This is a genomic window from Armatimonadota bacterium (genome assembly GCA_022563855.1).
Lineage (GTDB): Bacteria > Armatimonadota > Fimbriimonadia > Fimbriimonadales > Fimbriimonadaceae > JADFMN01.
Map to the genome: position 1 here is coordinate 1 of JADFMN010000006.1, position 23850 is coordinate 23850.

At 60.4% G+C, this 23850-nt stretch carries 18 protein-coding genes; 10 read left to right on the forward strand and 8 right to left on the reverse strand.

Annotated features, from left to right (window positions below; translation table 11 throughout):
* Positions 1-11 precede the first annotated feature (11 nt).
* The gene (locus IH944_08635) at positions 12-365 is read right to left on the reverse strand and encodes a VOC family protein (GenBank protein ID MCH7904615.1); all 354 of its coding nucleotides are present in this window, start codon (positions 363-365) and stop codon (positions 12-14) included.
* 70 nt (positions 366-435) lie between these two features.
* Between IH944_08635 and IH944_08640 the strand changes: the two genes are divergently transcribed.
* Together IH944_08640 and IH944_08645 are read left to right on the forward strand one after the other, a co-directional pair.
* Positions 436-1389 carry an NAD(P)H-binding protein gene (locus tag IH944_08640; protein MCH7904616.1) on the forward strand — a complete coding sequence of 318 codons (954 nt, stop codon included), beginning with the start codon at positions 436-438 and terminating at the stop codon, positions 1387-1389.
* 21 nt (positions 1390-1410) lie between these two features.
* Positions 1411-2319 carry a hypothetical protein gene (locus tag IH944_08645; protein ID MCH7904617.1) on the forward strand — a complete coding sequence of 303 codons (909 nt, stop codon included), beginning with the start codon at positions 1411-1413 and terminating at the stop codon, positions 2317-2319.
* Between the two features lie 277 nt (positions 2320-2596).
* On the opposite strand, the gene IH944_08650 is transcribed toward IH944_08645, so the two are convergent.
* Complete coding sequence (locus IH944_08650; GenBank protein ID MCH7904618.1) at positions 2597-4408, reverse strand: fumarate reductase/succinate dehydrogenase flavoprotein subunit; 1812 nt, start codon at positions 4406-4408, stop codon at positions 2597-2599.
* Positions 4409-5206 (reverse strand): succinate dehydrogenase, encoded by a 798-nt coding sequence (locus IH944_08655; GenBank protein MCH7904619.1) that lies wholly within the window; start codon positions 5204-5206, stop codon positions 4409-4411.
* A gap of 255 nt (positions 5207-5461) precedes the next feature.
* Between IH944_08655 and IH944_08660 the strand changes: the two genes are divergently transcribed.
* From IH944_08660 to IH944_08675, 4 genes are all read left to right on the forward strand, one after another.
* Positions 5462-5998 carry a hypothetical protein gene (locus tag IH944_08660; protein ID MCH7904620.1) on the forward strand — a complete coding sequence of 179 codons (537 nt, stop codon included), beginning with the start codon at positions 5462-5464 and terminating at the stop codon, positions 5996-5998.
* A 445-nt stretch (positions 5999-6443) separates the two neighbouring features.
* Entirely contained in the window at positions 6444-6608 is a 165-nt protein-coding gene (locus IH944_08665; protein MCH7904621.1) for a hypothetical protein, read from the forward strand.
* A gap of 62 nt (positions 6609-6670) precedes the next feature.
* Positions 6671-7531: an adenylate/guanylate cyclase domain-containing protein gene (locus IH944_08670; protein MCH7904622.1), complete on the forward strand. Its 861-nt coding sequence runs from the start codon at positions 6671-6673 to the stop codon at positions 7529-7531.
* A 182-nt stretch (positions 7532-7713) separates the two neighbouring features.
* Entirely contained in the window at positions 7714-9270 is a 1557-nt protein-coding gene (locus IH944_08675; GenBank protein MCH7904623.1) for a hypothetical protein, read from the forward strand.
* A 98-nt stretch (positions 9271-9368) separates the two neighbouring features.
* Here the strand turns inward: IH944_08675 and IH944_08680 are convergent, their stop codons facing one another.
* The gene (locus tag IH944_08680) at positions 9369-10319 is read right to left on the reverse strand and encodes an alpha/beta hydrolase (protein MCH7904624.1); all 951 of its coding nucleotides are present in this window, start codon (positions 10317-10319) and stop codon (positions 9369-9371) included.
* 83 nt (positions 10320-10402) lie between these two features.
* Here IH944_08680 and IH944_08685 point away from each other — a divergent pair, with 83 nt between their 5' ends.
* Positions 10403-12229: a redoxin domain-containing protein gene (locus IH944_08685; GenBank protein ID MCH7904625.1), complete on the forward strand. Its 1827-nt coding sequence runs from the start codon at positions 10403-10405 to the stop codon at positions 12227-12229.
* Here IH944_08685 and IH944_08690 read toward each other — a convergent pair.
* Positions 12226-13194 carry a hypothetical protein gene (locus IH944_08690; protein ID MCH7904626.1) on the reverse strand — a complete coding sequence of 323 codons (969 nt, stop codon included), beginning with the start codon at positions 13192-13194 and terminating at the stop codon, positions 12226-12228. The two genes, IH944_08685 and IH944_08690, sit on opposite strands and share 4 nt — an antisense overlap.
* Before the next feature lie 82 nt (positions 13195-13276).
* On the opposite strand from IH944_08690, the gene IH944_08695 reads away from it, so the two are divergent.
* Both IH944_08695 and IH944_08700 read left to right on the forward strand, forming a co-directional pair.
* Positions 13277-14704 (forward strand): PQQ-dependent sugar dehydrogenase, encoded by a 1428-nt coding sequence (locus IH944_08695; GenBank protein ID MCH7904627.1) that lies wholly within the window; start codon positions 13277-13279, stop codon positions 14702-14704.
* Between the two features lie 234 nt (positions 14705-14938).
* Complete coding sequence (locus tag IH944_08700; GenBank protein ID MCH7904628.1) at positions 14939-17617, forward strand: hypothetical protein; 2679 nt, start codon at positions 14939-14941, stop codon at positions 17615-17617.
* A 33-nt stretch (positions 17618-17650) separates the two neighbouring features.
* On the opposite strand, the gene IH944_08705 is transcribed toward IH944_08700, so the two are convergent.
* The 3 genes from IH944_08705 to IH944_08715 form a co-directional block, all read right to left on the reverse strand.
* Positions 17651-20176 (reverse strand): tetratricopeptide repeat protein, encoded by a 2526-nt coding sequence (locus tag IH944_08705; protein ID MCH7904629.1) that lies wholly within the window; start codon positions 20174-20176, stop codon positions 17651-17653.
* Positions 20177-20325: 149 nt separating this feature from the next.
* Positions 20326-21825, reverse strand: coding sequence for an aldehyde dehydrogenase family protein (locus IH944_08710; GenBank protein MCH7904630.1), 1500 nt, complete (start codon positions 21823-21825; stop codon positions 20326-20328).
* A gap of 282 nt (positions 21826-22107) precedes the next feature.
* On the reverse strand, positions 22108-22977 hold the full coding sequence (locus tag IH944_08715; protein ID MCH7904631.1) for an MOSC N-terminal beta barrel domain-containing protein: 870 nt from the start codon (positions 22975-22977) through the stop codon (positions 22108-22110).
* 270 nt (positions 22978-23247) lie between these two features.
* Between IH944_08715 and IH944_08720 the strand changes: the two genes are divergently transcribed.
* Complete coding sequence (locus IH944_08720) at positions 23248-23829, forward strand: hypothetical protein (protein MCH7904632.1); 582 nt, start codon at positions 23248-23250, stop codon at positions 23827-23829.
* Positions 23830-23850 lie beyond the last annotated feature (21 nt).

Below are 23850 nucleotides of genomic sequence, written 5' to 3' on the forward strand. Positions count from 1 at the left end.
TGTAAACGGGTTTACTTCTTGTAGAGCGGCTGGTAGAGCATGATGTGGAAGTTGCCGGGGGCTTGCATGAACGTCGTCAGGCCGAAGCCCTCGTTTTTGATGCCGTCTTTGAACACGACGCCTTTCTGCTTCAGCTCGGCGACGGTCTGCTCGATGTCGTCGCAGAAGAAGGATATGGCCGGCGTGCCTGAAGGCTGGGCGTCGTCGGTGGCTGTGGGGTGGACGCCCATGTCGGCCTCGGGCATGTCGAAGATCAGCCAGCCGTCCCCGACGTCGGTCGCGGTGAACCCGAGCTTGTCGCGGAGGAAGGCGCGCAGCTCCTCGGCCTGGGACGAGTAGAACATGGTGTGGACGCCGCGGATCATGGGCCCATTGTGCCACCCCATCGGCCTCATTGGTTTCAATAGTTTCTGAAACTTGTGATAGTATGGGTGTATGAGGGTCGCGATCACGGGCGGGACTGGGTTCGTCGGGAGGCATCTGGCGCGGCTCCTAGTCTCTCAGGGGCACGAGGCTGTGCTTGTCTCGCGGGGGGTGGACCGGCGGGACGAGTCGGTGCGGAGTTCGGCAGGGATGGAGTTCAAACCTGTCGGTATCGGCGACGTAGACGCTCTGCCCGGCGCTTTCGAAGGGTGCGAGGCCGTCGCCCATCTCGGTGGGATCAACCGGGAGATCGGCTCACAAACGTATGAGCACGTACACGTGAAGGGCACGGCCAACGTGATCGAGGCGGCTCGGCGAGCGGGGGCAAGGAAGATCATCTTCCTCAGTTTTCTGCGCGCACGCCCAAACTGTAAATTGGCGTACCACGAGTCGAAGCACGCGGCCGAGCTGCTCGTGCAGAAGTCGGGGCTCGACTACACGGTGTTCAAGGCTGGTGTGATCTACGGGGCGGGCGACCACATGCTCGACCACATCTCCCATGCGCTGCACACTTTTCCCGTGTTCCTGCTGGTGGGTTTCCGGTCGCTGCCCGTGCGGCCGCTCGCGGTCGAAGACCTCGTCGATGTCATGTCGTCGTCGCTGACTGAAGGGCGGCTCTCGAACAAGACTGTTCCGATCACCGGGCCGGAACAGATGGACCTGCGCGAGGCGGTGGCACGGATCTCGCGCGTGGCCGGCAAGAAACGATTGACATTTTCTGTGCCCGTGTGGGTGCACAGCGCGATGTCGTGGTTCTTCGAGCGCACGATGGCGGTGCCGCTCGCTGCCAAGGCGCAGGTGCGCATACTTTCGGAGAGTTTGGTTGAACCTCTGCTCGCGCAGGACCGCCTTCCATCCGACCTGGAGCCGCAGACGCCGTTCACGGACGAGCAGATCAGGAAGGGGCTACCGGAGCCGGGCGGCTTCACGGTTCGGGACTGTCTGTGCAGGGCGCAGACCCAGTAGTCGTCGGTCCATACTGTCTGCATGCGGTTCAAGGCGGGAGTCGCAGCACTGATCCTCTGTCTGGCGACGGTCGCCCAGGCCAATGGCGCTATGGGGCTCGGGCTGGAGATGTGGGACCTGCGTTACTGGTTCGCGTACGTCGTTGTGATGGTCGGGCTCGAGGCTTGGCTGATCGGTCGATGGATCGAATTGTCGTGGACGAAGAGCGTTCTGCTGTCGATCGGTGCCAACGCGATCACGGGGGTCGCGTGTGGCGCAGGCGGCCTGTTTGCACCGTTCCTTCACATGAGCTTCGTTGGCTCTCGGATGGATCCGAACCCATTCGTGAACGCTGTCGTTCTGCTTACTGTCTTCGCGCTGCCATCTGCCTGGTTAGAGTCGGTCGTCTGGCGCTGGGCGAAGAAGCCGGAGGACGTCTGGCGGTTCGTCAAGAGAGTGTTGGTCGTTCATTTGGCCACTGTGCCGGTGGGCCTGGCGATCTTGCTCATTCCCGAGCACCCATACCAGGGGATGGAAGCCATGACGGACTACAATCGACGGACGAAAGTTCGTCGCATAGAGAGGGCGTTGCAGCAATACGTCATGGTGAACGAGGCGCTTCCGGAGAGCAAAGACGTGCGGGGTTTAGCCCGGGAGCTTGAGGAGCACAGCATGAACTATGACGAGAACGAGATTGTGCTCGTGCTGCACAGGCCCGAACTAACCCGGTTCAGCACGGGCGAAAGGTGGAATCACCCGTTTGAGATCAACCCGGAACTTGTCGGGAAGCGCTTTGACGGAGGTCCCGAAGACATGATAGAAGAAGAGAAGTGGGTCTGGTACGTCCGAAGGCCTGACGTGGGGACGGGGTATGGATGGGGCCTATCTGTCGAGCTGAACTCTTGGACAGTCAAGGCTGAATTCGACGAAGTCATTCTGTACGGGAAGTAGCGGGCCTGAATCGTTTTTGAACCGTGACTGTGCATTGTCGGGAGGTCAGGAGAAGGCGCCGTCTCCTCAATCGTGCTCCTTCGATCCGCTCAGGATGACGATTGAGGGGACTGAGTTTGTCACTTGGTCCCTCCGATCCGCTCAGGATGACGAATGCCCGCGCTCCATGTGTTCGAGCTTCTATTCAAACTACGGATCTAGCGGTAGCAAAAGCGGTGATAAACCACCGCACTTCGAAAGCGGCTCGCGGGGACGCTCGCCCTCCCAAGTTCAATGCCTACTTCATCTCCTCGATGATTGCGGCCTGGTCTTCGGTGACCGGGATCTTGGGGATCTGCTCGACGTGCATCGCGCCGTCGACCTTGCGTATCAAAGTGTTTACGCCGCCTTGCTGCTCGTCCTTGTCGGGGTAGTCCTCGCGGAAGTGGCCGCCGCGGCTCTCTTTGCGCATGAGCGCGCTGAGGGCGATCGTCTCTGAGATCGTCAGAAGGTGTTCGAGGTCGAGCGCGGTGTGCCAGCCGGGGTTGTAGTCCCGGTTGCCGGTGATGGAGGCCTTCCTTCCCCGTTCGCGGAACTCGGCGACCTTCGGGGCCACCTGCCGCATATCGTCCCCGTTGCGCACGATGCCGACCAGCTCCTGCATCGTCTTTTGCAGGTCTTCCTGGACACGGAACGGGTTGTCGTCGTTCGGCTCGCGGTCGAAGGGAGCCAGAGCGAGCTTGGCGGCGTCGTCGGCCTGCCCCTGGTCCAGTGAGACGTCGCCGTTGTTCTTCGCGTACTCCGCGGCGTGCTCGCCAGCGCGCTTTCCGAAGACGAGCAGGTCTGAGAGCGAGTTGCCGCCGAGGCGGTTGGCGCCGTTCAGCCCCGCCGCGCACTCGCCGCAGGCGAAGAGCCCTGGGACGGTGGACAGCTGCGTGTCGCCGTCCACGCGCACGCCGCCCATGATGTAGTGGCACGTCGGGCCGACCTCCATGACGTCCTGGGTGATGTCGACGCCCGCAAGCTCCTTGAACTGGTGGTACATGGAGGGGAGCTTCTTCTTGATGTGCGCGGGCGCGTCCTTGATGTGCTCCTTGATCCAGGCGATGTCGAGGTAGACGCCGCCGTGCGGCGACCCGCGCCCCTCCTTCACTTCGCGGACGATGGCGCGCGCCACGTGGTCGCGCGTGAGCAGCTCCGGTGGGCGGTGCGCATCCTTGTCGCCGATGACATACCGCCAACCCTCGTCCTCGTCTTTCGCGGTCTGGTTCTTGTACATCTCAGGGATGTCGTCGAACAGGAACCGCTTGCCCTCGCTGTTGCGCAGCACGCCGCCTTCGCCGCGCACTCCCTCGGTGACGAGGATGCCGCGCACCGACGGCGGCCAGACCATACCGGTCGGGTGGAACTGGATGAACTCCATGTCTAGCAGGTCTGCGCCCGCATGGTAAGCGAGCGAGTGGCCGTCGCCCGTGTACTCCCAACTGTTCGAGGTGATCGCGAACGCCTTGCCGATCCCGCCCGTTGCGAGGATGACCGCCTTCGCTTTGAACACGACGAACTTTCCGTGCTCGCGGTAGTAGCAGAAAGCGCCGGCGACCCGGCCGCCGTCCGTCAGCAGCGTAACGACCGTGCACTCCATGTGAAAGTCGATGCCCTGGTGGATGCCGTGGTCTTGCAGCGTGCGAATCATCTCGAGGCCTGTGCGGTCGCCGACGTGCGCTAGCCGCGGATAAGCGTGGCCGCCGAAGTTGCGCTGCAGGATTCTGCCGTCCGGCGTGCGGTCGAAGAGCGCGCCCCATTTCTCGAGCTCCAAGACCCGGGCAGGCGCCTCCTTGGCGTGGTGTTCGACCATGACGGGGTTGCTCATGTACTGCCCGCCGCGCATGGTGTCTGCGAAATGAACGCGCCAGTTGTCGCGGTCGTCTACGTTGCCGATCGCCGCCGCCACCCCGCCCTCGGCCATCACCGTATGCGCCTTTCCAAGAAGCGATTTGGAAACGACACCGACCGAGACTCCTGCCGCAGAGACCTCGATCGCGGCTCGCAGGCCCGCGCCGCCCGCGCCGATGATCAGCACGTCGTGCTCGATGGTCTTGTAGTCGGCCAATTAAAAGAACCTCACGTCGGTGATCACGCCCATTGAAACCATGCGGACGTAGAGGTCGGCGCCCATCACGCCGAACAGGGAGATCCATGCGTATTGCATATGTCTTTGGTTCAGCCCTGAAACGCAGGAGTAGCAGGCGGATTGGAGCTTGTTTCCCGAGAGGCGGTTCTTGTAGCCTCCGATCAGGTGGCGGATAGAGTTGCAGCCGAAAGTGAAGAGGCTGAGGAGGACGACGTTCAGCAACAGAACTAGGGAGCCGACGCCCATGCCGAAGCTCGTGTTTCCCGCGGCGTCCTCAAATCGGAAGCCAAGGTAGGCGTCGTGCGAGAGGAAGAACAGGAAAATTACGGCCACGTACACGAAGTACCTGTGGACGTTGTGCATGACGCCTGGAAAGCTGTTCTCGCCTCGGTACCCCTTTTTAGGTTCGCTGACCGAGCAGGCGACCGGATCGGCCCAGAACGCCTTGTAGTACGCGCCCCTGTAGTAGTAGCACGTGAACCGGAACAGCGCCGGGAACGGGAGGATGATCAAGGCTGGAGAGAATGGAATGAACGCTGGCCACCAGCCGGGCTTCGGGCCGAAGAGCGAGTGGTGCGAGGCGCCGAAGATCTCGGGCGAATAGAACGGCGACAGGTAGTTGCCATGCCAGTAGTGCGCGTTCTGGAGCGCCGCCCAGGTGGAGTAAACGACGAAAAGGGAGAGCACGACGAACGTCGCGGTCGGCGTTAACCACCACGCGTCTCGCCGCGAAGTCTTCCCAAAGCCCTTCTCGTAGAGCGTTTCCGATTTAGCCATGCTGTTGCTGGACCATAGCATACACGGTGCGGGGTTCGGGGAAACGGGTTACGGGTTACGGGTGAGACGGCAGGGCGAGCAGTCATCCTGAGTCTGACGAAGGACCTCGCGAGCCGCGATATCGCCGGCACCGCCTCGGATGCTCACGGGCTGTCGCGCCGTTCGCGGATGTTGGATATGCTCTGATGAAAATTGATCCAACGTTGTCCAACTCAGCCATTGGCGCGAATTCCCGTGTACTGTGTAGATAGACCAATGGATCAGGAGCAGAAAGGCTGGACCCAAGAACAGAAGAGAAAGGCGTCCGCGGTTCTTTTCTTGCTGGCCATCGCGGGCTGGCTTTGGTTCGCGGGCAAAATGGATATCTTCGTTGGCACCGGATGGGACTTGTACTTCACAGGGTTCGTCCTTGGTGCCATCGTCTTCGTTCTCCCGTTCGTGTTGTTTCACTTCGCGCGGTGGAAGGTCGCAGTCTGCGCGCTGGCGGTTCTTCTCTACTTTGGAATGATGCTGACGCCTTGGCACCCCCGAAAGCAGTTCATCGCCAAGCTTAACAGCATTCAGGTCGGCATGACGATCGACGAAGTCGACCAGATTATGGACGGTTACATGCTCGGTTTTGGTCGCGGATTGGACCGCGTCGTGCCTGCCTATCCAACTGGAGAGGAGCGCAAGGTCGCCAAGGGGAATATGACGTACCGCTGGAGCAAATCCGCTTCGTACAACGCCGACTGGGGCAGGGTTTTTTTCGAGGAAGGGAGAGTCGTGAAGACCGAGTTCCTGCCTGATTGATCGGGAGAGCGAGCTGTCATCCTGAGCGAGCCTGTCCTGAGCGGAGACGAAGGAAAGGACCTCGCGAGCCGCGATATCGCAGGCACCGCCTCGGATGCTCACGGGCTGTCGCGCCGTTCGCCTTTGTGATCGAGGGTCGATGGTCGAGTGACGACCGATGAATCGGCTCGTCTTGCAGTGTCAGCCGAAGGCAAGAGTCAGAATCGCGAGTCAGCGCAGCCAGCGACACGTCCGAGGGATGAGTGCCGAGTGCTGAGCGATGAACGAGGGTGACCAATTGGCGACAGCGAAGCGGACGACCCATCCATAGCTCGGGCTCACGGGCTGTCGCGCCGTTCGCCCTCGAGGAACGGGGATCTAGGGTCAAGGGCTGAAAGAGCGTCGCAAGAGGTGCGACGGTTGAGGGTCGCGGCCAATCCCCTTCCCCAGGCCTCTTCGATTTTGCGTGATCAAGTTCGACGGCGAGTCGCTTGGAATGCGTCCCGACGTAGCCGAACAAATGAAGGAGAGCAACGGCGCGGCGGTCGAAGTCGTGGACGGGCTGGAAAGCGTGTCGAGCGTTGACATGGCAGGCGTGCGTCCAATGTTCTGCAACGACTCCATCGCCTGAGCGAGCGGTATGCTTGCCGCCGGAGGCGAAGGATTCCCCGCATCGAGTACAGCGACGGTCAGGTGGTCGAAGCCTTCGAGGGCGAGTCGGTCCTTGAGGCGTCGATCCGCAACGGCATCGACCACCTTCACGCCTGCGGCGGGAACGGGCGCTGCACGACCTGCCGCATCGGGATCGTCGAGGGCCGCGAGTTCTGCCCAGAGCCTGAGCAGGCGGAAGTCGAGGCGCTCGCACTCCGAGGGCACGATTCCAAGACGCGGCTCGCCTGCCAGCTTCGCCCGACAGGGCCGATCAAGGTCTGCTGCCTGCTCGCCGAGCACCCCGAGCACCGTCCGATCCTCGCCGAAGGCATGGCCTACGAGAGCGAGTTGGCCGTGCTCTTCACCGACCTCAGGGACTTCACGCCGTTCGCTGAGAGGAGCCTTCCTTTCGACGTCGTCCACCTGCTGAACCGGTTCTTCGACCGCATAGGCACGATCGTGGAGGCGAACCACGGCCAGATCGTCGCGTTCCTCGGGGACGGGGCGCTCTGCATATTCGAGGACGAGGACCATTGGTCCTCGTCTGCCAGAGCGGTGACGGCGGGGCTGCAGATCGTCGAAGCTGCGGAGGTCTTCTCCAAGTATTCTCTGCCAGAATTCGGCTATGCCACGCGCACCGGGGTAGGAATCGCTTTCGGCCGCGCGGTCATCGGCAAGATCGGCTATTACAACCGCTCGTCGGACAACATCGTCGGCGACGTTGTCAACACAGCCTCGCGGATCCAGGACGAGACCAAGCGCGCGGGAGTGCCGCTGCTTGTCGAAGAGGCGGTCATGCACATGACGCGGGACCGGTTCGAGTACGTCGAGTGCTGCGAAGCGGAGCTGAAGGGCAAGTCGTGCACCCTCAAGCTGTTCTCGATCAAGGTCGCGGGCTCTTAGAGGACGGGCCGGCACCACGCAAATGCAAGAGCGCAAGAACGCGACGCTCAAGGTTGTCGACCGGTTGCAGAGCGTGTCCAGCTTTGACATTGCGAAGGTGCGCGAACTGTTCGATGTCTGGCCCAACGTCAGGCGCTCCTGAACTCCGGACGAGCGAGTAGTATGAGCGTCGGGGAACTCAAATGGGATTGACGCAGAGACTTGTCAAAGTTCAAGGAGCCGTCCGGCGATTTATACCGCAGCTGGTCGGTTATCTGTGGGTGCCAGCACTCCTCACGTTTTTCATTTCTGAGATAGGATGGGTGCCCTTCGAGTCTGTGCCGGGATTCCTGTTAGCAAGGGGGCTTCAGCCCTGGCTCATGCTGATGTTCGTGACGTCGCTGCTGTTCATGGCAAGCGTAAAGAAGGACACCAAGTTTTCGAACTGGCTCTCGCTGCTGACTTGGATCTCCGTGTTGGGAGCGTTCTCGCTCTGGCTGAGCGGCGTGGGCTGGCTGCCGAACGCGATGCAATTCATCGACGCAGACAGCTTGAGCAACTTCGACTATGTATACATTCTCTTGCTTCCGCTCGAGGCGCTCGATCTTCGCCTGATGCTGGTCATGGCCCTCGCGATGTGGTTGCTCGCTCTTCACAGGACGGGCGACAGCGATGGCGCTCATCCTATCGGAGGAAGATGGCGTCCGGTGTATGGTTGGGCGTTGGCCGTTTTCCTCGCGATGTTGCTGGAACAGTACAACATCTTCGACCACTTTTCCCTGTTGCTTGGTTGGACGGGGTCTGTGGAGGTCCTAGGATCGGACGCCTCGGAGTGGTTTGAGCGAGCCAACTACTATCGCGATTTTATCCCGAGTGTCGTTGTGTCACTGTCAGTTCTCATCATTCCCTTCTTCGTTGCTGCATGGAAGACTTGCGCGACGTTGGCCTTGAGTCCTGACCGAATGACCGTGGGGCTTGGGCGCGGGCTGCCTCTCTTTAGCGTTAAGTGGCGAAACGTGCTCAGCGTCAAAGAGCTGAGAACGCCTGGGAAGCCCGGTGCCTTCATTGTTGAGCACGGTGTCCTGCCTTGGTACAGGTTTCGGTTTGGATTGAGCAAGCGGCGCGATGGAGAAGCGACTGTTCATGCTCTGCTGAATATGTGCGAAGGCAAACGCCGGGTCGTGCGCGTGCGGAGGTACACGGACGCGGTGGGCTGGGCGCTAGTCGTTTTTTCGCTGGGCTGCATGATTGCGATGCAGAAGCTCATCAACTACTCCTTCGGGCTGATCGCTGCAGCCTCAACCGACTTGCCGCGCGTCTTCGAGTCAGCCGGCTACTTCCGGGAGCTGGCGATACTTGAATTCGCCGCGGCCCTGTTCTTTGGTCTAGGGGTCGGGCTGCTCTTCGCCCGCAACTATGGGGGGCTGCGGCTATGGCCGATCATCGGTGTCGGTGTAGGAGCCGGGATCATGCCAGGCACAACGATCGTCAGCCTCGTCTACATCGCGATCTATGCGATCCTTCTTTCTCGACTGGGGCCTGTGGAGCCTGTGCCACACTTGGTTTTCCCCGATCCTCTCTATACTCTCCAGATCCTTTGGGTCGATTCTCACACTGTTCAAATCGCCGTCGCCGCGTACGTTGTGGGAACACTGCTATCCGTGCGGCCTTGGTACAGCGCTCTTCCGTCATGGCCGTACCGGTGGCGACGAGCCGATACGGAGTTTGTCAAGTTAGCCGAGACAGTGTCGGGTAACTAAGCAGTGGCGCGGACGGGCCAGTCGAGCACCGTCAAGCTAATCTCGATCCCACTGCGCGATGCATCGGCACCTTAAGCAGCAATCGAAAACCTAAGACTCTAGCCCTTCAGCTTCGCGATTAGGAACGCCGTCAAGTTGCGGTACTCAGTAACCGCTGGGCCGTCGCGATACTGCACGTGGCACTCGATTCCGATCGCGTCCATTCGCTCTTTGAGCATGATTCCGAGGCGGGGATGGTGAACCCAAATTCCTGGGTTCGTTTTATCTGTGACAACAGAGTCCGGCCCGCCGTAACTGAGGAAAACGGGAACGTCGTCTTTGGTCAAATGCGTGATTGGCGACGCGTCTTCGACCAACTTCCGCACTTCCGGCCTCTCAACTTCGTCGTAAGACTTGATGTCGAAGAGTGGCAGCAGCGCAGGGTGCGGAACCAAGATTCTTACGTCGAACCACTTGTAGAACGTACGCGGATCGAGCGTCGGTTGTCCGTTTGTAGAGCCCGCACAGATCAGCCTCGTCGATTCGCGCGAGACCGGGTCGTCAGATCGCGGATCAGCCATGTCGTCGTGGAACGCGAGCCACATCGAGATGCACGCGCCGGCGGAGCCGCCGTAAGCGGCGACGCGCTCCTTATCAAGGTTGAACTTCGCCGCGTTCGCTCGCAGCCACTGCACCGCGCGCGCGGCGTCGTGCATCTGCATCGGGTACGGCCCTTTGTCGGTCAGCCGATAATCGATGCTTGCAAACGATATCCCCTGGCTCAGGAACTGCTCGACTACGGTTTGACGGATCTGCTTGCGAGTCCCGCCACGAAAACCGCCGCCGTGGATAAAGATCACCAGCGGCGCGGGCTCCTCAGTATCGGCGATCCACAAGTCGATCTTCTGCTGGTCGCTGTCGCCGTAGGAGAGCCCCTCGTGGAACTCCTGCCCCGCGACGACCAAACAGAGAGCAAGAGCGGCGAGAACTGACGCGAAACGCACCATGTACTGACGGACGAAATTGGAATCGCCTGGTTCACACAGGCTGATCGTGGAGCACTGTTTCAATCAATTCCGGCCCAAAACCAGGCGTATCCGAAACCAACCCAGGCCTACTTCGTGATACTCTAGTGGAGAGGACGTGTGTGGTGATGGTCGAACCTTCTAAGATTTTGTGGCTGGTGTGTGCCGGGGTGAGCGCCGTAGGAGCGGTCGTGGCGAGCAGCCAACAGGCCCCGATTCGGGTTGGTCCCAAGGTCGTAGATGCTGCGGAAAGCGGGATCGGCCGGCTGGTGCGAGGAGTGTCCGGCGACACGATCAGCGGCTCGACTTTCTCACTCGAGACTGCGCCGGAGGCCAAGGGGTATGTCGTCGCAATGACAGACCTGACATGTCCGGTGACCCAAAAGTTCGCGCCAACTTTGGCGGCGCTCGAGGATCGATTTAGCGATCAGGGGATCGTCTTTATCTTCGTCAACTCTAGCAGCGCCGACGAGCGCGACGACATCGAGGCGGCTGTGCGCATACACGGTTTTGACGGTCCGTACATATGGGACCCCAAAGGCAGGATTGCCGCAGAACTCGGCGTGAGGACAACGACTGAAGTCTTCCTGCTCGACGCGGCGAAGACGCTCGTCTATCGCGGCGCGGTGGACGATCAGTACGGCCTTGGCTATCAGAACGACGCGCCGAGGAACACGTATCTAGCTGACGCGATCGACGCAATGCTGGCTGGCGAAAGACCGGCCGTAGAAGCAACCACAGCGCCAGGCTGCTTGCTCATGGTCGATGCGCCGAAGATCGAGCGGAGGGTCACTTACTACGACCAAGTCGCACGCATTCTGCAGCGCAACTGCGTGACCTGCCACCGAGACGGCGGCGTCGCTCCGTTCGCGCTCGACACCTACGCGAAGGCGGACAACTCCAAGGGCATGATCAAGTTTGTCGTGAACAACGGCACGATGCCGCCGTGGTTTGCCGCGCCGGCGGAGGACGGTCACAGCCCGTGGGCGAACGATCGCACTTTGAGCGCGCGGGACAAGGCGGATTTGATGACGTGGATCGACGGCGGCACGCCAGAAGGCGACCGTGACGACGCGCCCAAACCGCTCGTGTTCCACAACAAGTGGGAAATCGGCGAGCCGGACGCTGTGTTCTCGATTCCCGAAGTCGTCGACGTCAAGGCGACCGGGCAGATGCCGTACAAGTACTTCCGCGTAGAGACTGGCTTTGAGGAAGACAAGTGGATCGATGCATTGGAGATCAAGCCGACCCACGGGGAGGTCGTGCACCACGTCCTCGTGTTCGTAATGGCAACCGACCCCAAAACCGGCAGGCCGACTCTCAGCCTCGACGCCCGGCTCGGTTTCTTCGCAGGCTATGTTCCAGGAACCAACAGCATAGAGTTCCCAGACGGGTTCGCGAAGTTGCTGCCCGCCGGCGCGACGCTGATGTTCCAAGTTCACTACACGCCAAACGGCGTTGCGACGAAGGACCAGACTGAGCTCGCGCTCAGATTCGCAGAGGAGCCGACAGAGCACGAGATACGAGTTCACGGGCTGGCAAACTTTCGGTTTGAGATACCTCCGGGCGCTCCCAAACACTCGGACTCGAATTCGGTGACGCTCCCACGAGACATCATGGTCACCGGGTTTCTGCCGCACATGCACTTACGCGGCAAGGCGTTCAGATACGAAGTCGAGTACCCGGATGGACGAACCGAGGTGCTGCTGGACGTGCCGCGTTACGACTTCAACTGGCAGCTCGTGTATCGGTATCGCGAGGCGAAGCTCCTGCCGAAGGGAAGCGTGATCACTGCGACCGGATGGTTCGACAACAGCGCGAACAACCCTGCAAACCCCGACCCGACCGCGACCGTCCGCTGGGGCGACCAGACGGATGAGGAGATGCTGCTCGGTTACGTCGAGTTCTACGTCCCCGGCCTCAAGCCTGGGCAGAAATTCGAGATCGGTCGCTAGAACCTTCTTCTGGCGATACCTGCGTAACCGACGACGACCATTTCAAATGGGGTCGGCGCAGTGACCGAACCGGGGTTGTCCTTGGCGAGCTGCCACATCCGTTGGAACGACAGGCGCGGCATGGCAAGAATCCGCATTGGTTTCCGGCTGACGGTTCGAACTCGGGCGGAGTTCTGCAGCGCGCGCTCGGCCTCAGAGCCCCGCACGAAGACCATGCGGACTGCATCCTGGATATCATCTCCGTTCCAGTTGAAGACCTTCGCTTCGACGAACGTGCCGTCTTCGACCACCATCATCGTATCGAAGTCGGGCACGATCGCGATCGCGACGTAGTTGTAGCCGACCTGACTCATCTCGATTTCGTAGAACTCGTCGCCGGGCGTGTACTTGATCGTGCAGGTTGCGCTGTTGTACTTCGCAAACGCGTCGACTGGATTCTTGTACTTGAAGCCAAGGTCGCCCGTGAGATCGCCGGGGATCATGCGCAGCGTGTGCAGAAGATCGTACGGCCCGAACTTCGTGAGCGGGTGTATCTCAAAGATGTGATCGGGGTTGGTGCCGGGCTCCGGATCGAGCGGCTCGCCCTGCGTGAACGTGTTCGTTCCCGGATGCTCGGGCCAAATGCGGTAGACGCCGGTGACGCTCACGCTGCCCCCGGTTTCTTCGAGCTGGTTCGCCAGAGTGACGGCTCTCCACTCTTCGTATGCGTTCATCGGCTCGGCGACGACGCGGAGCCCGATGTCGGGGCTTCTACCGGCGATGTGAATGTCTCCATCTTCGGCGAGCGATTTTGGAGCATCGTGAGCGCCATCCACCGCCAAGGTCGCAGAAATCGTCACGCGGTGTCGGTACTGATCGACGAATCCGGGCTGCAATTTGACCGTAGCCGCGAACGGCGCGACCATCGCCGCCGCAAGTATCGCAACGGACGCGAACCCACTTTGTCTGTGCCTTCTTCTCATCATTGATTGTCTCCAATGCCGTAATACCCCATCGGTAAAACGGCCCGACCTTGTTCGAAACGCGCCTTGCGGGTACATTCCCGAGGTGACCAAGAGCTTTATCTTCATGGTGGTCGCCGTCGTCGGCGCAACATCGTGTTCGTTTTTTACACGGGCCGACGACTCAAACGAGAGGCAACAGCGGGTCAGGGTGACGGAGCTGTGGGTGGAGAACTGCGCCAGCTGCCACGGCGAGAACGGCAACGGCGGCGGTGCCGGTACGCAAACTCTCTTGACGCGAGAGCTGTTCGGACAGGATTACGACCGGCAGTTCTACGACACGATCAAGAACGGTTCGCCCGACGGCGGAATGGATGCGTACGGCGAGACGATGAGCGACGAGCTTGTCTGGTCGCTGGTCGTTCACATTCGTGAGTTGCAATCGCGGTTTCTCCGCAGGCGCGACGGGTCGCCAAGATCTGTCGATGGCGTGTACTTGTCGCAGCGGCACAAGTTTAGGGTTGAAGACGTCGTCACGAGCGGGCTTAGCACGCCTTGGTCGCTCGACTGGCTGCCAAACGGGCTGATGTTGGTCACCAACCGCCCGGGCGGGATGCACGTTTATCAGGGCGGCAGGAAGATCGCCGACGTCACCGGTCTGCCGCCGGTGGTTCAGCGAAATCAGGGCGGCCAGATGGAGGTCTCGGTGCACTCTAGCGGGTGGGTCTACATATCGGTCGCCGACCCGGTGAAGGCAGGGCGCGGCGTGATGACAAGGCTGTATCGCGGAAAGATCGTTGCGACGCGTTCAGCGGCGAGATGGACTAGCCAAGAGACGATTTGGGAGGCCGGGCAAGAGTTCTACAGTACCGCAAGTGTGCACTTCGGATGCAAGATCGTGTTCGACGGCGAGGGGCACGTGTTCTTCGGCATGGGCGAGCGCGGCACGAACATGCGCGTGCAGGACGACTCGACGCCGTACGGCAAGGTGATGCGTTTGAATCTCGACGGTTCCATTCCCGCCGACAACCCTGTCAAGGGCAATCCGATGTGGTCGACCGGCCACCGCAACCACCAAGGCCTGGTGTTCGACCTCGACGGCGTTCTTTGGGACACCGAGCACGGCCCTCGTGGTGGGGACGAGGTCAACTTGATCGTGAAGGGCAGCAACTACGGTTGGCCGATCAAGGCGCTGAGCATCAACTACAACGACTCTCCTTTCCGGATTCCTTGGAACTATGACGGAGAGGATTACGTGCAGCCCGTGTTCCGGTGGCTGCCTTCGACCGGCGCGTCGGGCCTTGACGTGGTCGACGGCGAAGCTTTTCCTAACTGGAAGGGCGACCTGCTGGCCGGCGGCCTAGTCGGCAACAACCTCGACCGCTTCCGCATGAAGGACGGAAAGATGGTCGAGCGAGAGGAGCTGTTGCACGGCCTTGGCCGAGTGCGAGACATCGCGGTGCACAAAGACGGCACGGTTTACGTGATCCTGAACGGTCCTGACAAGATCATCCGGCTCGTGCCTGCGGACTGATTTTTTTGGGAGTGCGCTGGCTTGACCGCGCTTTCAATCGGCGCGGCTTGACGCGCCGAAGATAGGAGTGTCGTGCATTCGAAAATCAGGAGCATCGACGCAATGCGTGATGCTCAGGAGACCCGCACAACAATGGAGGGGGGCTTGCTCGCAATGCAGGTTTCCTGCCACTCGTTTGCACTGCATCAGGTCTACCAGACGTGATTTCTGATAAGATATCACCGTGAGGAGAAGATGAAAAGCATGACGATGAGCGCAGTGCTGTTGGTACTCGCAATAAGTGGCGGAGGGCGTCTTACGGCGTCGGAAGTGGTTCCGGGCCAGCGATTCTGGCGGAATACCGACGTCAGCGAGGCGACTTCGCTCTCGGAGGACTGGCACATCAAGGTCGTCCCTTCGCACCGATATGGAATCGGCCCGGCAAAGTACCGGCTGAGGAAAGAGGGTGAAGTCGTCTGGGAAAAGGACCTGCCACTTACGTTTGTCGAAGTGTGGATAGCAGACGACGGCACCTTCGCAGGATTCGGTTACACGTTTGGCTACGAGGGGTTCGGTCCGAGCGATTCTGAGGGCGATGGAGAGCTTGTGCTGGCGATCTTTGACGCCGCTGGCGAGATCGTTGTTCAGAAGATCTGGACGCGCGAATTTGGTCGGATGTTGCACGCTTCCCCGTCGCCGACCGCGACTGGAATAGTCTTCGTCGCGCCGACGGCGCAGGCGCTCATCGACGTTCGCGCGACAGGAAACAACACTTCGATGGCGGGTGTCTGGCTCGTAGATCTAGAGCATGGAACCATCAACCGGGGCGCAGATCCTGCGCAGTATGAAGGTACGAACAGGGTGCGATCGTTTGCGGAGAATCTGCCCGGTACCCCGCTTGTGCTGACGCAGTGGTATGAAGCGGCTGGAGGGTTGAGGTATGGGACGCGCTTCACGCTGACCCGAGTTGACGGATCGACCATTTGGGAGATGAGCCTGCCGGACGACTACACAAAGGAGTTCCGCAAGGAAGACCATTCGGAGCTCTCAACTATGGTTCAGCGCGAAGGGACGGTCGTCTCGATGGGAGATCGAACGTTTACTGTTCGCAGCGTTCTTCTGGAAAGGGAGTTTTCATACGAAGTCGGTGCCGCTCCAGATTGGAAGGTCTCGGAGATCGGCTCCAAACCTCCAGAGACAGAGGCTGAAAAACCTGAGCCGATCGACTGGAGAAGCGCACCTGTCAAAAAGATCACCGTAGCCTCGTCGTTTAATCCGGTAACGACAGAGCCCAGCGCGGTCGCGGGAGCGCGGGAGTTTGCTCTGACGGCAGACGGAAACTACGTCGTTCTGAAGCACAACAAGCGTTGGAGCGGGCTTATCGAGATCGATAAACGTGGTGGAGTCGTTGGCAAATCAGAGCTTGAGTTTCTGCCAGATCCGGACAGTTCAGAAGTCCACTTCTGCCGTGCTGAAGGAACGGTCTATCTCGTGACTGTGAGCTACAACGACCGCAAAATTCCTGCGGAGATTCACCGAGTCGATTTGTCGAACGGCGCACACACGCAGATCGCCACGCTCGGCGGGACGAGGATTGGCGGTCTGTCGGCGTCACAAGGACGCTTCGCAATTTACGGTGCCTTGCCGAGCCAATACTCCTCGGCGGACTTGGTTGCGGTTTACGGTCTGCACGGCAAAATTCTGTGGCGGATCGTGCAGGACGGGTGGAGAGGCGATCCAGGCGAAATCATGTCGCCAGAGGCCGTCGTCATTCGCGGCGATGAGGTCTTCGTTCTTGAGAACATCGCCGACGAAGTCTCTGTGTATGACTTGAAGAGCGGAAAATTCTTGCGCGAGTACAACTTGGAGGAGCTTTGGGACGACGGCTCCATGTACGTCACCGATATGGTCCCGGTTCGAGACGGTTGGCTGATCAACAACTTTGGCTCAATGGAGTCGCTCGTGTTCACAGATCTCAGCTTCAACGTCAAGGTGAAGTTGGCGCACAAGTTCAAGGACGGTCGGGACTTCTACATTTTCGGAATCCCGATCATCAGGCAGGACGGCACTGTCTGCCTCTTGGCCGACGACGTCCTGGTCGAACTCGATAGCGAAGGGGTCGTCTCCAGCGAAACCGGCGCCGACCGCTCAGGAGTGGAACTCTCTGAGGTTGCTGATACAAACGTTTTCGGCGACTCGCTGATTCTTCTCATGGATCGCATGTCAGGGACGGTCTACGGCTTCACTCCTGGAGGAGAGCTGGTGCGCAGGTACGTGGTTGGGGCGGATGACTTCGAGCAGTCGCCTCCTTGGACACGGTTCGACGTGAGCGACGACGGACACGTTTTCATAACCTCGTTCAAGCTGGAAGGAAAGATTCGGTTTTCGCCGGAGGGTAAAAGGCTTGATCTCCAGTCGGCGAGACTTACGTTGTTCGACATGACGAGCTCGACGGATAAGGAGTATCCGCCTCTGAACAAGAGGCCGCCGGGCGCAAAGTGGAGCGGACTTGGCCTCTTCGATGCAGATGGCGAGGAGGTCTACAGAATCAACCGCAGGCCGGACGAGCGCTGGATTGAAGGTCAAGGATACGTCGGCATAAACAAAGAGATCGCAATAATCGACAAACCGTACGGTCTAGAGTTCGACGAGTTGGTCATCAGCTACTACACGGACACCGGACGCCCTCTCACTATGGCAGAGGTCAGATTCGAAAGCGACTTCGCGCTTACCTTTGCGTACGATGGGAAGTTCGTGTACGTGTTCCACCCAGACGGAGTCGTCGCCTTGGATCGCGACGGATCGATTGTCTGGCAGGCGAGCTACCCGAAGGGCGTCGACGATGTGCCGAGGCCGGTCGGTTTTCTCACCGACGGTCGACTGGTCGTCTATCTTCGGGACACGGTGTTCGTGCTAGTTCTCCCCGCCGCATGACGGTTCGTTTGCGAGGTGACGCCCCTTTGAGTTTCAGCGCCGGTCTCGAAGCGCGCACTCGACAGCTTCTTCGCCTGTCATCTTCGCACCCTTGCGCCAGCACCCCTTGAAGAACTCTTCGCTGATTTCGTCCTTCGCTAGCTTCAGGGCTTCTTCGTTCCAATCACTCTCGTGCGGCGTGTGCTTGGACTGAAGCTCCCTGCGCCTCGCATCGCCGTAAGCCAGCATACGAACGGCGCAACCTGGGCAGCTTGTTGCAGCCAGCCGGCCGAACGCTTCGATCGTCTGTGCCACTCCGACCCGGTCTCCTACATCGAGGAACGTTGTCAGCGACGCTTCGTATTCTGCTCTGGCCGCATCATGGTCGCCGGATGCAAGGGCGGCGTTGCCCAGCCAAAGCCGCGTGTACACTGCACCGCGTCGATCGTCCAGGCCCTCCCGCAACTCCAGGCACTCTTTGAGCGCAGAGCGCGAGGTTTCGATCTCGCCTTGGAGCAGTGTGACGATGCCGAGATAGTGCAGCGAGCTTGCGATGCCCCACAGGTCGCCGAGCCCTCTCCGAATGCTCAAGCTCTCCTCCGCCATTTTTCGTGCAGAGCTGTAGTTTCGCGTCCACATGTCGATAACGGCTAGGTCGCCTAACAGATCGGCATGCCCGCGGCGATCACCGATCTCAAGACGCACTTCCAGACACTGCTCGAACTTCATCCGCGCAGTCTTGTAGTCACCCTGTTTCATCGCAATGGTAGCGATGTGCGCGGTCGCGGCGGCCGCACGACCGCGGTCGCCGACTTGCTGATGCCCTTCGAGCGCTTCTTCGTACAGCGCAATCGCCCGGTCGTAATCGCCGAGGTGTTCGGCAACGGTTCCGAGGTTCTTCTTCGTGAGCGCGACGAAGTTCTTGTCACCGACCTCGATGTGCAGTCGCAGGCACTCTTCGAGCAGCTTTATTGCCAGCGGAGGGTCGCTGGACTCGATCGCCAGCGCCGCAAGGCTGTTCAAGCAGCTTGCTATTCCGCTCGTGTCGCCAATATCGCGTCGAATGTCGATGGCCTCCTCGTACAGTTTGCGCGCGTCGCCCTTTCGCCCTTGGTCCGTGCGAACGATACCGAGCGTGGCGAGCGCGCACGCGAGCCCCTTGCGTTCGTTGCACCGCCTCAGGAGTTCAGCGGCGCGGGCCAGTCGGGCTGAAGCTTGGTCGTAGTCGCCTTGCAGCCGTGCAAGCGATCCGGCGCCCAAAAGCGCGTTGCCCAATGTTGAAAACGGCACACGACCGTCCTCAAGGGATAGCGCGGACTCGGTCCATTCTCGCCCCTCGGTAAGGTGGCCGCGCCCTGCCCAGAACTGCCATGCGGACGCGACAAGTCGAAGCGCGGCTGTTGGCTCGGCGCCTCCTCCGGTCAGCCAAGCAAGGGCAGCGCGAATGTTCTCGTGCTCGCGGTCGATTCGGGCGAACCACTTGGCTTGGTCGGGGCCATTGAGATGAGCCTGAGCATGCTCGCAAAACTCGATAAGAGCGCGAGCGTGCGCATCGCGCACTGCGTCTCCGAAACCTGACTCCGAAAGCCGGTCGCCGGCGTACTCGTCGATCGCCTCGAGCATCCGGAACCGACCGTCCTCCCTCACGACGAGCGACCGCTCGACAAGCGACGACAGCAAATCAGGAACGTCCACGTCGTCAATGCCGCCGATAACGCAAACGCGCGCGGCGGTCTCCAACGTCCATCCGCCACGGAATACCGAAACGGCCTGGAAAACGGTCTTTTCGCCGTCGTCCATCAAGTCGTGCGACCAGTCGATCAGCGAGCGCAAGGTCTGATGTCGCTTCCGCGGAGTGTCAGTCCCACCGGTCAGGACGAGGAACTTGCGGTTGAGCCAGAGGACAAGCTCTTCAACGCTCATGCGTTTGGTCGCGGCGGCCGCTAGCTCGATCGCTAGCGGGATGCCGTCGAGCCGCCTGCAGATCGCCGCTACTGCGCGCGCATTCTCCTTGTCCAAGACAAACTCTTTAACTGCGGCTGCCCGATCGGCGAAGAGCCGGGCAGCCGAACTTTGCGTCACTGACTCAAACTCGTCCCCGACCGGCACTGGTAGAGACGGCACGGCGTACATCGTCTCGCGGTCGCTGCGCAGCGACTCGCGGCTCGTCGCCAAAATCCGCACGCCGGGGCAGGTGTCGAGGATTTGATCGACTAGGTCGGCGACGGCCTTGAGCACGTGCTCGCAGTTGTCGATTACTAGCAGAGTTTTTTTCTCCTTTAGAAATTCGGTGACGCAATCTTCGAGCGACACGCCTGGATCGCAGCGAAGATTGAACACTTCGGCAAAAGCGCGCGGCACATTGGACGGCTCTGTGAGCGGAGCCAGCTCGATCAGCCACGCTCCGTCGGTGAACGAATCTGACTGAGCGGCAGCGTGGCGCAGGGCCAGGCGCGTTTTGCCCGCGCCCCCGGTGCCGGTGAGCGTTAGCAGGTTCGTGCGCCGGAACTCCGAACAGACGTCCTTGAGTTCCTGCTCGCGACCCCAAAAGGTCGTCGCCTCAGCGGGGAAGTTGTTCATTGCCGTAGCAGATTCAAATGCCGCAGTAAGAGTATAAACCGGAAACGATATGGAACCAAGTCCAAACTTGCCAAACAGCTGCTGTCATTCGTACTGGCTGCGACGGAGCGACGTCCTCCATGGTGGTGCGGGTCTCCAGACCTGCACGGCTAAACGTCGAACTTGACGCCTTGTGCCAGCTCGGGCTTCTCCGTTCCGTAGTACGTCGTGCTGGTCTGGCGGCGCATATACGCCTTCCACGCGTCAGAGCCGGATTCGCGGCCTCCGCCGGTCTCTTTTTCGCCGCCGAACGCGCCGCCGATCTCCGCGCCGCTGGTGCCGATGTTGACGTTGGCTATGCCACAGTCGCTGTTCATCTTGAAGAACTCGGCCTCGCGCAAGTCGGTTGTCATGATCGCGCTGCTGAGCCCTTGCGGGACGGCGTTGTGGATCTCCAGCGCGTCTTCGATCGTCGTATAGGGGATGACGTACATGAGCGGGGCGAACGTCTCTTTTCGCACTGTGTCGTCCATCGCGCCGATCTTGACGAGCGCGGGTTGCGCGTAGAAGGCGTCGGGGTATTTGTCGGCGAGAGCCCTCTCTCCGCCGGTGACTTCTTGCGCGTTTTCTTTGACCGCGTTCAAAGACCTCTGCATGTTGTCGAACGCGTCCTTGTCGATCAGCGGGCCGATGATCGTGCCCTCGTCCAGCGGGTTGCCGATCCGGTCGTGCAAGTTTTGCATCGCAGTCTTGATGCGGCTGTAGACGTCGTCGGCCATCGACTCGTGGACGATCACGCGGCGCGTGCTCGTGCATCTTTGACCCGCAGTTCCGACCGCGCCGAAAAGGATGCTCGGCAGCGCGACATCGAGGTCCGCAGAAGGCGTAACGATGATCGCGTTGTTGCCGCCGAGCTCCAAGAGCGATCGTCCAAATCGCACCGCCACGCGAGGGCCGACGGCGCGTCCCATGCGCGTCGAACCGGTCGCAGAGATGAGTTTGAGACGTACGTCCTCGACCATCTGCTCGCCGACCTCTCGCGCCCCGATCACGACTGCCGACAACCCATCCGGCGCTCCGCCGTACTGTATCACCGCCTGCTCGAACAGCGACTGGCAAGCAAGCGCAGTCAGCGGGGTCTTCTCGCTCGGTTTCCAGACGCACGTATCACCGCAAACCAAAGCGAGCGCGCTGTTCCAAGCCCACACCGCGACCGGGAAGTTGAACGCGCTGATGATCCCGACCGGGCCGAGCGGCAGCCAGTTCTCCTGCATCGTGTGGCCGGGGCGCTCGCTCTTGATCGTGAGTCCATAAAGCTGCCTGGAAAGGCCGACGGCGAAATCGCATATGTCGATCATCTCCTGCACCTCGCCGCGCCCTTCTTCGATGATCTTGCCGCACTCGATGGTGATCAGCCGCGCGAGATCCTCCTTGTTGTCGCGCAGGACGTTTCCGAAGATCCGCACCAGCTCCCCGCGCCGCGGCGCCGGCACGTCGCGCCACTCCTTGAACGCCTCTGTCGCCTTTGCGATCTTCGCATCGACCTCTTCGACCGTGTCAAAGCGCACGCCGCCGATCTGGCTGCCGTCGATCGGAGTCGTCACCGCCCAGTCGCCGGTCGGGGGCGCCACGCCGAGGCTGTTCAAAGTGCCGGAGATGTCCACGGCCAAAGGTTACCGGGCGCGATAGCGCATACGTCGTATAAGTCTTATAAGACCCATCGTCGCTAGTGCTGGGTTCGGCCCCGCTCCGTGCTCCTTCGATCCGCTCAGGATGACGGAGCGGGGTTGACCGGTCACTATTCCTCTGACGGTATCCTCAATACCTGTATCCCGCAATCTCAATCCATCGCGGGATCTAAGAGCGTAAGGCTTTCTCATCCATCGTCATCCTGAGCGGATCGAAGGAGCACGATGGATGAGACAGCGCGGACGCTCCCGCCCCAATTGGACTCAGAACAGGCGCGGAACGGATGGCAGGCTGGCGCTTTGCTCGACGATCGTCACGTCGTCGCCGACACTTAGAGTCCTGCTCTCGCCGCGCGTGCACATCCCCTGAACGCCGAACATCGCGCCGGGGCGGTCGATGTAGTTCTTGAACCGCCGCTCTTCGGCGAGCACTTCGAGGTTTCCGTAGTCCTCTTCGATTCCGGTCTGTTGATCGATGCTCGGAACTCTGCAGCGGCTGCACGGTCTTGTCAGATCGATCTTGACTTCACCGATTTGGAGCGCTGGGACATCGTCCTCCGCCCACGCCTCCAAACCGCTCAGCACGATGTTGGCGCGGAACCTGTCGATCGGGCAAGGCGGCATGTCGCGCGCGGCGCGCATCTCGTTCAGCGCGTCGAGCGACGCGGTGTTGACGATCAGGAAAGGGAGCACGTCGGAGAACGCGGCGGTCGCCTTCGTGTCGCCGATCCACTCCGGATCCAATTCGCGAAAAGACGTCTCATCAAATCGCAACAGCCGGCAAGATGAATCAAGCACCGAGGAGAACCACGCGGCGGATTCGTCGCCTTCATCGAGTCCCGTGCATTCGTTGCCCCATACGTCCACGTTCATTCGCACACAGAGTTCGTTTGCGAGAGGAACAGAAATATCCGAATGATGCGGAGCAGAAAGCGTGAGAGCGGCGGAAGAGAGCGAAGTTCCCACAGTCGCCATCGAAGTGATGTCGCGCTGGGTGAGCTTCTTGCCGTCGCCGTCCACAACGACCCAATGGCGGTCGAAGAGAAACCCGCGCGGCCCGACGGTCGCCTCTTGTAGGGAGATACCCTGGCAGGATTTAACCGGATAGACGTGCAGGCTCTCGATGCGGATCATAGTGCGCGAGGCTACCCGGCAGGCCAAATGACCGCTCGGATGCTCACGGGCTGTCGCGCCGTTCGCCCCTCCAGTTGGCAGTTGGCAGAGGCATGAGGGATGAATGATGAGGGATGAATGATGAAAGGGACGACGACTAGGCGACAACTAGGCGACAGCAAAGCGGCCGACGCATCCACGATGCCGGGCGACGCTCCCCGTGTCAGCGAAGCGCGAGTCAGGAACGCGTGTCAGCGCAGCGCGAGACGCAAGGATGGTAGATTCTCAAGCATGTCGAGGCCGAATTGGGGAATCGTCGCTCTGATCGCGGCGGTCTGTGCGTTTGGGGGTGGTGTTCTGGGGTTCATTATCGGGGTTGCGACCTCGGAGTTCGGCAAGGAGATGTTCAGCGGGTTCGACATGGTCGAAGAAGACGCGGACGTCCGGAATCCTGCGTCAGTCGACCGTGCGGCGTTCGAGTTTCAATACCCCGGCAACTGGGTACCCGACCCAGAAACGCCGTATTATGATATTGATCACTACGTTTACATCGAGACGCCTGGCGGCTCTTACGTCGCGGTCACATTTGAAGAGTTCAATTCCGATCCGCAAGAAACCCTAGTGGAGCAATTAGTGACTTGGGAGGATTATCTCAAGAATTCTGAGACGGTTTATTTCGACACCTACGGGTCGTTTCAAGGCCAGGGAGTGTACAAGAAGGGACGCACGATCGGCGCAAGCGTCAGTTGCCGCATCTTCTGCTACAGTGAGGGTGAAAAGACCCTCGTAGTTACAGAATTCGCCTACGAGACAGACCGCGATATGCTACAGCCCGGCTTCGACCTCATCGAGCGCACGCTGAAACTTAAGTGACCTGTAAGCAGCTCAACTGCG